We start from the raw sequence: 13,274 nt of genomic DNA, 5'->3' as shown, positions 1-13,274 counted from the left end.
AAACAAAGAGTAACGATATGACGGTTAGTTTCCAATTGATAGAACTGCCAGAAAATGAGCAGGTAGCCAGCAGGCAAGTGTCTTTGCCAGATGTGGGGGGCACAATAGGTCGTTCATTTGAATGCACGATACAGCTTCCTGATTTTGGACGAACTTTGTCACGTGTGCATGCTGAAGTATTGCCTCATCCCCAAGGAGGTTTTCAAATCATCGACAGAAGCACTAATGGTGTGATGGTGAATGATGTCATGTTGGGCAAGGGGGAAGCGCAGCGTTTGAGTGATGGCGATAATATTCGTTTGGGGGCTTACATACTGTTATTCAGTGACATGGAATCTTTATTTGCTATCGATCAGGAGGGACTCTCTGTGCCTACACAGGGCAAGGTGACCACACCGAGTGAGAGGGCAGCGGTCGACTCTCCTTTTAATCTAGAGGAAGTTTTGCAAGATAAAAACGACGCCACCTTATCGATCGAAAGCACCCTGTCTGATAAGACAATGTCAGTAGAATCCACAGGAAAACAAGAGGATAAATCTTTCTCTGCTGACAATGTAATAGGTGAAGATATCTATAACTTTGATCCCTTCGAAGATGACGAGCGTTGGGTCATGGATCAACAAGAAGAGAATGATGATGTACTGGAAGACATTGTCATGGTTGAAGCGTCGAAACCTGAATTAGGCGGCAACAAAGTTGCGAGCATGCCATTGGCGGTATCAGAAAGTGCTCAGGTAGCGGCTTTGGAAAATAGTATTAACCGTTTGAATAGTATTATTGAACAGCAACAGAGGGCGTTGTCGAGCTCGGTTGACAGAGACAACTTGGTGGCCTGTATCGAATCCACTTTGGATAAATTTTTGAATGACCTTAATCCGGAGCATCTTGAAGATGAATTTAATGATTACCTTTCCGGTTGGGGAAAAAAGGATAAGAAATATTGGTCTTTGTTCAAGAAACAGTTTAATCGCAAGGTCGAACGACGTGAGTTTTATCGTCAGTTTTCTGCGCTGTTGTTTGAAGAATTAAGAGATAAGCGATGAGAGCGATGTTGCGGATTTTTGGGGTTATTTTGAGCATGGCTTTTATTTCGCTTAGTACGGGGTGCAGTTCTAGTAATAAAAGTGCTTTTCAACCTGTTTTGAATGTGGAATTGCATCTTGAAGCGACAAAAGACATCAATGTTTTTGATGATGGTAGTGCCAGAACGGTGGTGGTACGCATTTACCAACTGACGGATTTAGGTAATTTTTCGAAAGCCAGTTTTACGGAACTCTACAATAATGATCAAGCTGTGTTAGCAGGTGCTCTTATTGCTTCCGATACTTTATCGCCGGTATTACCCGGTGAACAAAGAAAATTGACTTTAGATGTGCAACAGCAAGCAAAATTTTTAGCGGTATTCGTAGAATTTTCAAATTACGAAACAGCGATGGCAAAGTCGACTGTTGCATTGGTGGAAGAGCCGGAAAATTATCCGGTATACATAGTTATTACTCAGGACAAGGTTGATATTTCTCAGCCCATTAATGAGTCATGGTGGACGTTTTAGCTTAAGGAGCGCCATTTGAAACATCATAGTAAAGTTGTTTGGAAAGAGGGGATGTTTATTGCCCCTCAGCATTTTCAACAGCAAGAGCGCCATTTCACACAATACGTTCAAAAGTATCATGCGTTGACATCTAAAGGACGCTGTTTTGGTGTGTCCACTCTTGATATTGAACAGAATTATTTAAAGCTGGGGAAGTTTAGTGTTACTCGCTACAGTGGCGTGTTTCCAGATGGCACTTTATTCGACGGCTCGAAAGAGTTACTGCTTGATATTCCAGAAGGCACGCTTAATAAACGCATTTTTCTGGCCATGCCATTGGCGGTAGATGGTGAAAATGAGTACGGTAGTGAGGGGGATCAACGCCGATATGTGGTTGGCAATATTAGCTTATTTGATGCGAGTGATGAAAGTCAAAGTGCTATTGAAGCACTGGTCGCTGACCCAAATATTCGTTTGGTGCTGGAAGGCGAAGACACCACCGGATTAGTGTGTATCCCAATTGCCCGAGTACTGGAGTGCAGTGAGGGGGGGGATTTGGTACTGGATAAAAGTTTTATTCCTACTTGTATTCAATATGGTGCTTCTCACTTGCTTAAAGAGCGAATGAAGGAGTTATACATACTCACTGAGTCTAGAGCGCAAAGCGTTGTGCAACGTATAGGGGGGGGACAACAAACGAAAAGTGATGTTAGTTTGATGCGTGAATTTTTATGGTTGCAAACATTGAACCGTTGGATTCCGTGGCTACATCTCACGATAGAGCAGCCTGAAACACGGGTGGAAGAATTGTATGAAGGGTTACTGGCTTTTTCAGGTGAACTAGAGAGCTTTAAACCTGCTGTCGTGGAAGCTCCTAAAATACTGAATCGAGATAACTTAAGAAGTGTGTTCTCTGGGGTTTTTGCGGATCTACGAGAAAAACTCTCTATGGTACAAAGTGATAATGTTGCTGAGTATGTTTGGGATGACAATCTGTTTGAACGCCGTAGGTTATTACGTTTATCCATTCCTAATTTGAATCAGATGGATGGTCGACGCTTTGTTATGTCGGTGCAATCGCCAGTTGGTACTCAGGCGCTTAATAAAATATTCCCCAGTGCTTGTACTTTAAGTGGCTTATCGCAAATTGCGGATTTGGTTCGTAATGGTCAGTCAGGGGTTGGCATTCATTTGCTTCCGGTGGCACCAAGTGAATTAAAAGCTCAGCCGGATGTGGCTTATTTTGAAGTCGATACATCACATGAATATTGGAGTCAATTAAAAGTGAAGCGTGAACCGATAGGCTTACATGTTGACGGTCGTATTCCAGATTTAACTATCAAGCTCTATGCGTTGGGTTAGGAACTGGCTATGAGTATGAAAGACTTGTTAGATGAAGAAACTCTGGCGATTGTCACAGGTAATCAAGAATCTGCAACGGAATCTTATTCTGCTTCGATACATTTGAACAAGGTTAATGCGTTAAAAAATCATGCCCGTTATAACATCGCTCAAAAAAACGCTTCCTTGTTTGAGAATCGAATCTTAAAAGCGGGATCAGAGCTTTTATCGTTAACCATTGCGGTTAAAAGAATGCAGTGTCCGACGGATATGTTTGCTTTTCGTTCTGGCATTAAAAATGCGTTAACCGACCTTAAATACAAAGTAGCTAAACTTGATTATCCACCATCTGTAGCAGATAAAACCTGTTTTTTGTTTGCTGTTATGCTAGATGAGCAGATACTCCATTCTTCTTGGGGCGAATCGTCCGGATGGGAAAATCAGACCATCGTCAGTGAATTATTTGGTATCAAGAACGGTGGTGAGCAATTTTATGTGGTGGCAGAGCGTGCTTTATTACAGCCTATTTTGTTAGCTGATTTACTAGAGCTTATTTATATCATGTTGAAAATGGGCTTTCGTGGTCGTTATCGTCTGAATGGCAAAGAGCAATTGGAAGCTCTGATGAAACGGTTAGAAGAGACTGTTTTGGCACAGGGAAGGTCCTTTTCAGAGGCAGAAAGATTACCTTTAATGGTGTCTGACATCGCAGAATTCCCTAGATCCGTTAAACCTGGTAAGCCGGTTTCGTTGTGGCGTGCCTTGTTCTTTTTCGCTCTACTCATTACCGCTACTTGGGGCGCTGCTTTTTATTGGTATGACATCAACCTGCCGCAAAAAGGGTTACCTTTTATTCAGTTAGCGGATTACACCGAGCCTTACTATGGACAGACCAGTGATCAAGATATGGAATATGTCTATTACAGTACGGATGAAGAGATGCAGGCTTCAGAAATAAAGGTTCAGTCTTTATCAAGTGATTCCCTATCTCAGCCTGACTTGTGGGTGATTCAATTGGCAACATTCAACAAAATCAGTGACGCTCAACAATTTATTGCTACTTATAAACGGGATTTGCCTAATGCCACGATTGATGCTTGGCAGGGTAAGTTTAGAGTAATCAGTGAAAACAGCAGTAGAACCTTGGCTGCGCAACGATTGAAAACGGCGCGTGCCGCCGGAATTTTAGATGCATTTATGTTAAGCGAGAATGAGTAGGCCTTTAAAGATGTTAGGAAAGAAAAAAACCATCGCAGTGGCATTGAGTTTGGGCCTATTAACGAGTCTGATTGTAGCAGCCATTGTTTGGTATGTTGGCTGGTTACTGTTTTCTCCTTTATGGCTTGTTATTACTGAAGCGAGTGTGTTTTTCGTTTCTGTCGTCGTATTGACAGTTGCTTTTTACGCATTCCTACGTCGACCAAAAGTGGATAAAGACAAGAAGAAAATGAGTGATTGGCGAGAGCGTATTGTCAAAACACGTTTAGCCCAGATTCAAAAGAAACACCGACAATTAGCGTCCAATCCTTATGCTGTTCCTTGGTACATTCATATATCACCAAGTATCTCTAAAGAGCAGTTGTGGTTGCAGCAAATGGGCTTCGACAGCATTGAGTCTTCAGAATCGATACCAGACGATTTGTTGGCATTGCGTTTTTGGGTAGCCGATGACGCTGTATTAATTTCTTTAGACTTGAGTCATAACAAGGAGCTGATTACGGCAAGTATGGATATGCTGTATAAGCATGTCTTACAAAAGCGTCCACGCCAGGCATTTAATGGTGTGGTTTGCTCTGTTAGTTTGAACAATCTTATTAATCAAAATGAAATTGCTGTCAATGATATGAGTCAGCAATATCGAGCTATTTTAGCGGATTTAAATGCCCGAACCGGCTTATCTCTGCCCGCTTATTGCCTATTTACTGAAATGTCTAGTGTCCGAGATCTTTGTGAGCTGTTTTCCACATTAGATGAAAGTGAACGAGAAAAAGCCTTTGGTTCCTTGCGCGCCATTGCCGATGGCAGTGGTTATGACAAAGGCTGGTTTGACAGTTCTTTTGATGACTTGTTAGCGCGTTTATCCGTAACATTGAGTGAGTCATTACAGCGACAACTTAATGCGGAATATCGAGAATCTTCTGTGTCTGGTGTGTTTCAGCTTTCCGCATTGCGTTATGACATTGAAGACTTTTTATCCCTTACTTTTAGCCAGCATCAGTTTGATGATATTGAGATTCGATTTAGAGGCTATTTCTTCATTAATGCTGGTGGGGAAACGGCATCAACCGATATTCTTACTTATATGCATGCTTCTGATTTAGGATTTGAATCGTTAGAAGGAGCGCAGGGGACAAACTCCAGTCTCAGTTTGTTTAGTAAAAGTGTGTTCAAGCATTATATTGTCAAAGAAGCGGCATTAGTGGGCGTGCATAAAAAGAAAGAATGGCAGTATCGTTTACTAAAATACGGTGTGATTCTTGGCTTAAGTTCTTTATTTTTCAGTTTTATTTGGCTTCTCAAGCTCAATTATGATTTCCAACAAAATTTAGATAATAATGCCTTTGCTAACCTGGAAAGGTTTAAGGAAAACCTTAAGCAAGATGTGATTGTACGGGATGATTTATCGTCGCCCATATTCAGTCTTTATGAATTGCGAGAAATCAATGAGCTATACGAAGTCAGCCAGCATCCTTGGTATATTTCAAAATGGTTACCCGATTCCAGCATTGAGAGATTTGTTCATCAGTCGTATTACGAAGAATTAAATGATGTTCTGTTAACCTTGATGCGAGATTATATCCTCAAAGATATGTTTGTTTACAATTCCCTTGATGACAAAGTAAAAACGCTCGAGTTACTTAATTATCATCAGCTTCTTTATAACCCAAATCGAACGGATGTTAGCTCATTAATTGACTATTACATCTCTACCCTTGAAGAAGAGGGTGAGGGGGATGTTGAATTGGTCGAGCGTTTTAAACTGCTCGCCCAAGATGTGTTGACTTCGGGGGCTGTGCCTCCGCAAGCGGATTCTGAGTTGTTGTCATTAGTGCGCTCTTCCCTTTCGTCTGAGGACCTGAATGAACTCTTGTATCAACATATTTTACAACATCCAAAATTTGCTCGCAGAGTGGACATTCGTAAAGGCTTAAGTCCTTCTTACACGGATGTATTTCAGTTTACGCCAGGATTTACTGGCTATCTTGTGCCATATCTGTTTACTCGACGTGGCTTTGAAGATCTTTATGCAGAAACTGGATTTGAGTTAGCCAGTGAGGCGATCCAAGCCTATCAAGGTGTGATGGGGCGAATTAGCGGCGATGCGGAAATGAACCGAATAAATCGTCAGTTACGTGATCGTTACATTACGGATTATATAACCTACTGGAAAGACATTACCTCTAATGTGACTTGGACAAGCGTTTCTTCTTGGGGAGACAGCCAGCTTCAGTTGGAATTAGCAGCGGATAAAGTGTTTTCTCCTATTTCTCAGTTCTACCAACTCATTTTATTGAATACCGATTTGGTGAAAAAAGGTCCTGAAGAAATGGCTAAGGAAGAGGAAGCATCACTAGCAGATGAAAAAGAGAAGTTAGCGCAGGCTTCATTAAATAGTACGATTGCCAGAACGGCTACGTCTATTGGCTCCCCTTTTCTTTCTTTACACAAGTTAGTTGAGATCAATCAAGAAGGGCAAACGCGTCTGGATATTGCTCTAAATCATCTTAGTCAAACTCATGATTGGGTAGCCAAGTCGAAAGAAATTCAACAGCGAGGCAGTTACTTCTTAGAGCAGTTGATTAATACCGATTCCAGTAATGTGTTGGCGCAAATGGAAAAACTGGCGGATGATTATAGTGACCCAATTTTGCCCTATATGCTCAAAGGTCAGGCTAGAACTATTAATCGTCTCGCCTTAGATGCCATGCGTTTGGTTATTAATGAGGACTGGTCTCCGCTAGCGAGTTATTTTCAACAAAGGTTTTCAAGTCGATATCCCTTTAAAGAGTCTTCAGATATTGACGCATCACTAGCCGATTTTGAGAGTTTTTTTAAGGTGGGTGGTCGTTTAGATGCATTCCAGCAGAAATATCGTTCATATCTGCAATCATCCGATAGTGATAGTACCTATTTGCGAAGCTTTATACCTCATCAGTACGTGACTTTATCAATGCAATACGCGCCTTTTATGGTGGCTGCCAAACGTTTGCAAAATGGGCTTTTTATCAATGATAAATTGGGGGTTGAGTTTTTCTTACGAGCAGAAGGGATGTCGCCCAGCCTGACGCGATTTGCGTTGGAATCTAATGTACGTTTTTTTGAGTATCAGAATGGACCTTTATTTTGGCGTGAACAAAGTTGGCCAATACCCAGTAATCAGGTGCAGGAAATTAGCATAGTAACCACAGATCAAAAAGGTTCAGTGACGCGTGCAAAGGCGAAGGGGCAATGGAGTTGGTTTAGGCTTTCTAAGTTTATAAAAGCTGCGACCATCGTTGGCTCAGAGGATATTTCATGGCGCTATAAATCTGCCGCTAATTATGTTGATTTGAAGGTGAGATCGAAAGGACAAGATCAGCCTTTTTCACCACGATTCTTTGATGGGATCATCCCGCCAGATAAGCTATGAACATGTTATTTACGGATTGTATTAATGCCGTTTTTCCCTCTGCAGTAGCAGAAAAAATTGCTTCAGCCTGCTATGTCGTGAATGTGGATCCAGCGAAATATGGCGAGATAGAAAACCATGAACATAAGGTTCGAGTAAAGATAGCAAAAACACCGGTAGAGACGCATTGTTTACAACGAGAAGCTCTTTGGTTACAGCGTTTAGGCCGTATCGATTTATGTGCTCAGCGTTGCTACTCATTGGAAAGACGAGGGCCGCTTACGGTCTTGGTGACAAGCTATGTACCGGGAATCAGTCTTAATAAGCTTTTACAAACATCGAGCTTATCGACAAATAAACAGAGAGGCATCATTACTCAATTTATTATTCAGTTGGAGTCATTACATACCGCAGAATTTGTTCATGGTGATATCAAGCCAAGCAATGTAATTCATCATGAGGAACAAGGTATCAGCTTAATCGATTTTTCAAATACTCGGCGCCTTGGAAGTACGCTGATTGAACGCGACATTACTCAGTTAACTCCGAGTTTTCAGTATCCAGTTATTAGTCAGGGTGCGGTAAAGAATCAGGATAGGTTTGCTGCACTTGTGATGATTTACATGCTTATCGAAGCACAGTTTAGCACTACAACGACATCAGAATCGCTTAGAAGAGAGGCTGATTTGTGGCCATTGATGGCGGATTTTTATGAAGCTGGTGGACTTAAAGAGTTAGCTTTAGATGCAAAGATAGAAAATACCATCATGAACTATTTCATGGCGGTTAATAAAGCAATGCAATTGTCCAAATGTGGGGTGGAACAATGAAAATTTGGGATACCTTAACCCTTTTTCAAAAGCTGATGGTGGTTCTGTTATCCGCTACCTTGGTGCTTGTTGTTGCGATGTTGATATTGGCTCGCTGGAGTTATGAACAAGGTTTTTTTGATTATACCAATGCATTGGAGCAGACTCGATTACAAAGGTTAGAACCTAAATTGATAGATTTGTACGAGCTATCAGGATACCGTCTTGAACAAATGCCTAAAGCTGAGATCGCTGATATTATTTCAAGTTTTCCTGGCCGACTGCCCAGTGAGAAGGGGCCGTTACCTCCGAATCGCCCTAAAATTCTTCCTGGACAAAAAGCCAAACCACCAACCGCTCTATTTGATCTTGAAGGGAATTTCATCGCAGGTTCTGAAAAGTTAATTAATCCAGAACGGTCTATTGTTAAAGTAGAAGTAAAATATAAGGGAAAAGTCATCGCAACGCTTGTCAGCATTCCTTCTCGTCATTTTTCTACTACTTTAGAAACTCAGGTTTCTCAACATCAATGGGAAAGAAGTCTTCTAATGGCCATTGTGAGCATTGCTGCTGCTATTGTGCTGTCTTTTTTAGTTTCACTGATTATTTTGAAACCAATTAGAAGGTTGATAGGAGCGATTGGCAGCATTTCAAAGGGTAATTATGACATACGCTTAAAAGAAACCTCCAAGGATGAAATGGGGGCATTAATGCGTGACGTGGATTATTTAGCTTACACCTTGCACAGTACACAATGGTCGCGAAAGCAATGGTTGGCAAATATTTCTCATGATATGAGGACGCCGTTAACAGTATTAACTGGTGAAATTCAGTCGATAAAAGACGGCATTCGTACATTTAATTTGGAGCGTTTGCGTTCCATTGAACAGGAAGTGAACCATTTGCGTAAGTTCACGGAAGATATTTATGAATTGTCTTTGTCTGATATTGGTGGCTTAAGATATGAGTTTCAGCAAGTAGATTTGTTAGAAATTGTAACTGAGGCTACGAATTCACTGCGTTTGAAGGCGGAGAAGCGTGACCTTACGTTGACGTTAGTGGGTAAATCTGTATTAATCTCAGGCGATCGTTCTCGGTTACTGCAGCTGTGTAAAAATCTTTTGACTAACTCTTTAGATTATACGACATCTCCGGGACTGATCGAGGTTTCTGTTTACTGGAATCAGGATAAGGTTGTACTGAGTGTCAGTGATTCGCCACCTAGTGTCTCAAAAGGAAATTGTAAGCATTTATTTGATCCGCTTTATAGGGAAGACAGTTCTCGTAGCAGTGTTAAAAAAGGCGGCGGTTTAGGTTTGGCAATTTGTAAAAATATTGTAGGCGCTCATAAGGGCTCGATAACTGCAAAACCATCTAAATATGATGGTTTGGAAGTGATAGTGGAGTTGCCTAGAAGCTAAAAAGAATAGGTTCATTAAGGATGTTACTCGTATACATCATAGAAGATGAAAATAAAATTGCTGAAATCCTTTCAGATTATCTTATAGAGTTTGGTTATGAGGTAATGATATTCAATTCAGGTGACCATGTTGTTAGAGAGATAACAAAGGGCAACCCCGATCTCGTGATTTTGGATGTTATGCTTCCAGGGGTGGGAGGTTTCGAAATTTGTCGTCAGCTAAGAGCGATGGAGAATGATGTTCCCATTATTATGCTTACCGCTAGAGTGGATGAATTAGATCGTATAGAAGGTTTAAACATAGGTGCGGATGACTATGTGTGTAAACCCTTTTTACCGAATGAGGTCGTGGCTCGTGTTAATGCGATTCTGCGTCGACTTAATAAGAATCAGGCTGTTGATAAAACAGAGCCAACTAACCTGATCAGCTACCGAAATATTGCAATTGATATCGAAAAATATCAGTGTTTTGTGAGTGGCTTAGAAATAGAACTTACTCCAATTGAACTGAAACTATTGCATATTATGATGACTCGGCCGAAACGTATTTTTTCTCGGGAAACGTTAATGGATCACTGTTATGATGATGATAGAATCATCAATGATAGAACCATTGATAGTCATATGCGTAATCTGCGCAGAAAGCTCGGTGATGGAGAAAAATTGATCCATACAGTATACGGTGTGGGCTACAAATGTGAGTAAAGACCAGTTGCCTGTAGTTGCTTACTTTAAGTTTACTTTTGTGTTACAAAAAATTTATTTGTTGATTTAAATTTATTCCGGTCCCGGGCACCATTTATGGTGCCTTTTTTGTTTCTGCACCTTTCTAAATTCTTTCTATCCCTTCTATATCAAGCCTTTCAGGCGTTTTCTCGATTTTCTCAAATTGTAAGCTTTTCCGCTTTTCCGCTTTTGTACTTTTCTGAAATTCAGCACTATTTATTTGAGGACATATCATGTCTAGTGCCTTTAAAATTGAGCATAAATGAAGGGCTTGGTTTGGGCTGCAAAACGAAGTATAAAGCTCTGGCTAGGCTTGTATCGGCTGTTAAAGCTAAAGCACAATTAAGGGTCGTATCGTCGGCTCAAGCCTTCATAACGAAAACGCTAATACACATGATAGTTTAAGGATCGTATATGTTTTTAGGGATAAGAAAATTCTCATTAAAAATTATTTTTGCCGGATTATTGCTAATGTTTACGCAGGTAGGCCTTGCCGAAACGAAAAATGTTTGGGTCGCCGCCGGTGCTGATGGCATCTATGCTAGCCAATTGGATGTCCTGACTGGTAAAGTCTCTAAAGCTCGGCAAGTCGTCAATGACCTTTACTCGGCCTATATCACTAAACACCCAACGTTAGACGTTATTTATTCTATTAATCGGTCTAGTACTGACAACAGTGTGAGTTCTTATCAGTTCGATGAAGCTGGCAATTTAACCTTGCAAAGTCGTCTCGGCGGACAGTCAAATGGAGGCGTGCATATTGAGGTTAGCCCAAATGGTCAGTATCTTGCTGTTGCTTACTATCGTGGTGGTGTGGTCAGTGTTTATCGTTTAGATGATCACGGCGCGATAGTAGGCGAATTTGCAACTGCCCGTCATGAAGGTCATGGTCAACATGTACGCCAAAAATCACCGCACCCACATTGGATAGGTTTTGATCGCAGCTCTTCTTTAATCTACGTTCCTGATCTTGGTAATGATCACATTTGGGTTCACGCCATCGATGAAGACAATCAGCAGCTTACATTGCATCAAAAAGTAGCAACGCCTAAGGGCGCTGGGCCACGTAATATGATCTTTCATAAAGATCTCAATATGGCTTTTGTCAGTGATGAGTTGGTTTCTCGAGCAAGTCGATATCAAATCGATCCAGAAACAGGCAAGTTACACTACCTTGATAGCCAAATTAACGCGAAAGAAGCTGAACATGAGGCCTGGCACAGTGTATCCGACATTCGCCTTCATCCAAATGGTGAATTTCTGTACCTAGTAAGTCGAGGTTTTGATCAGGTTTCCGTATTTAGCATCGACCAAACTTTTGGAACACTCACTCCGGTGGAGCGGGAGCCTGTGCGTGGCAGTATTGCAAGAAGTATGGTTCTTGATGGTAGTGGACATTGGGCTCTCGTCGCTGGCAGTACCAGTAATACGGTGGCTGTTTTTCATGTCAACAATGAGACGGGAGAATTGCAGTATCGCCGTCAAATACTTTCTGTTCCCAACGCAATGGCAATTGTGACAGAGTAAACATGACGAGTGGAAGGGTATTATCTATAGAAAAGATATCAGTATGGTTATCTTGGCGTTGTTGAGCTCTATTGTTACAGAGTTTTTAACCTCTGTTCGAGGGCAAGCCTTGATGCCATATGAATGGTATGTTTTTAAATTATCTTTTTGATAAAAATAATATCAAAATGATTGACTTCATTTGCTTCAAGATTGCATACTCGACAGCAATCAGCTTGCACCCAGTGTAGCTTGTTACCACTATGACAATAAAAATATGAAAACTAGTCGTAATAGCGCCAGCTTGTTCATCACTGTGTTTTGGGTATCTTGGTTTTGATAAACCACCTGACATGCAGTTTGATCCTCAAGCATCTTTTCATATGAGCGATTGTCACAATTTTTTGTACGATGTTAAACGCTTAGAAGAGGTAATACCTATGGAAAAATTCACTCTGTCCTGTTGTTCAGAGACCATGTTCACTGACTTGTCTATTGTAGAAAGGGTGAAGAAGATTTCTGGACTGGGTTTTCTGCCAGAGTTATGGGATTGGACCAATCATGATATCGATGCGTTAGCGGCCACAGGTGTCGAGTTCTCATCCATGACAGGTTACATTGAAGGTGATTTCCTAGAGAACAGTGATCGTTTAATCGCGACCATTCACGAATCGGTTGTTGCCGCCAAAAAATTAGGCGTGCCTCGTCTTAATTTGCATGGCACTGGTCTTGATAATAAAGGCTTGCCGGTTAATCCGCGTCTTGTTGTATCGGGTCGAGACTGGATTAAGGCGTATAAAGTCTTGTCTGAGATTGCTGAGATCGGCGCGAAGAATGATGTCATGTTTGTGCTGGAAAATCTTAACCTTAAGGTTGATCACCCAGGGACGCCTTTTGCGACCGCGGAAGACGTTTTCACCCTAGTATCTGAAGTGAATCATCCAAACCTAAAAATGATGTTGGATTTGTATCACCAACAGATAGATGAAGGTAATATTTTAGATTCTTTGACACGTTACTTGCCACATATTGGAGAGATTCAAATTGCTGATGTACCTGGTCGTCAAGAACCTGGCACAGGGGAAATGAACTACCCAGCCATTGCTCAGCATCTGCGTAAAATTGGTTATAAAGGGGTGATTGGTTTTGAAGGCTTCCCATCCAGCGATTCCGCACTGGCGTTAGAGCGCTTTGAAAAAGCCTTTAATTAATAGCGGATAATGTCTTTAAAAAAGCTCGCCATTTGAACTGACCCCATAAAGTTGGACTCTGTTCTAAGCGGCTTTCAAGGCCTGATTCCGATACTCTATCGGACTCAGGCCTTTTAGTTTC

Annotated in this window: 10 protein-coding genes; all 10 read left to right on the top strand. The window is 41.3% G+C overall.

Features of this window, described 5'->3' with window-relative positions:
• Positions 1-17 precede the first annotated feature (17 nt).
• Positions 18-1,043: an FHA domain-containing protein gene (locus ACXAH2_RS15845; RefSeq protein WP_475079837.1), complete on the top strand. Its 1,026-nt coding sequence runs from the start codon at positions 18-20 to the stop codon at positions 1,041-1,043.
• Between the two features lie 35 nt (positions 1,044-1,078).
• Complete coding sequence (gene tssJ / locus ACXAH2_RS15840; protein ID WP_475079835.1) at positions 1,079-1,552, top strand: type VI secretion system lipoprotein TssJ; 474 nt, start codon at positions 1,079-1,081, stop codon at positions 1,550-1,552.
• 15 nt (positions 1,553-1,567) lie between these two features.
• Entirely contained in the window at positions 1,568-2,893 is a 1,326-nt protein-coding gene (gene tssK, locus ACXAH2_RS15835; protein ID WP_475079833.1) for a type VI secretion system baseplate subunit TssK, read from the top strand.
• Positions 2,894-2,902: 9 nt separating this feature from the next.
• Positions 2,903-4,090: a type IVB secretion system protein IcmH/DotU gene (gene icmH / locus ACXAH2_RS15830; RefSeq protein WP_475079832.1), complete on the top strand. Its 1,188-nt coding sequence runs from the start codon at positions 2,903-2,905 to the stop codon at positions 4,088-4,090.
• A gap of 10 nt (positions 4,091-4,100) precedes the next feature.
• Complete coding sequence (locus ACXAH2_RS15825) at positions 4,101-7,502, top strand: type VI secretion protein IcmF/TssM N-terminal domain-containing protein (protein WP_475079830.1); 3,402 nt, start codon at positions 4,101-4,103, stop codon at positions 7,500-7,502.
• A 2-nt stretch (positions 7,503-7,504) separates the two neighbouring features.
• Complete coding sequence (locus ACXAH2_RS15820; RefSeq protein ID WP_475079829.1) at positions 7,505-8,311, top strand: protein kinase domain-containing protein; 807 nt, start codon at positions 7,505-7,507, stop codon at positions 8,309-8,311.
• Entirely contained in the window at positions 8,308-9,711 is a 1,404-nt protein-coding gene (locus ACXAH2_RS15815; RefSeq protein ID WP_475079827.1) for an ATP-binding protein, read from the top strand. The genes ACXAH2_RS15820 and ACXAH2_RS15815 overlap by 4 nt, the downstream gene beginning before the upstream one ends.
• 20 nt (positions 9,712-9,731) lie before the next feature.
• The gene (locus ACXAH2_RS15810; RefSeq protein WP_475079825.1) at positions 9,732-10,415 is read left to right on the top strand and encodes a response regulator; all 684 of its coding nucleotides are present in this window, start codon (positions 9,732-9,734) and stop codon (positions 10,413-10,415) included.
• Between the two features lie 492 nt (positions 10,416-10,907).
• Positions 10,908-11,963: a lactonase family protein gene (locus ACXAH2_RS15805; protein WP_475079823.1), complete on the top strand. Its 1,056-nt coding sequence runs from the start codon at positions 10,908-10,910 to the stop codon at positions 11,961-11,963.
• Positions 11,964-12,382: 419 nt separating this feature from the next.
• Complete coding sequence (locus ACXAH2_RS15800; protein WP_475079822.1) at positions 12,383-13,153, top strand: TIM barrel protein; 771 nt, start codon at positions 12,383-12,385, stop codon at positions 13,151-13,153.
• The last annotated feature ends 121 nt before the right edge of the window (positions 13,154-13,274 follow it).

The sequence above is a fragment of the Marinomonas sp. ABL3_031 genome (genome assembly GCF_056161265.1).
Note: the sequence above shows the minus strand (reverse complement) of the source record. Positions and strands in the feature narration are given on the sequence as shown.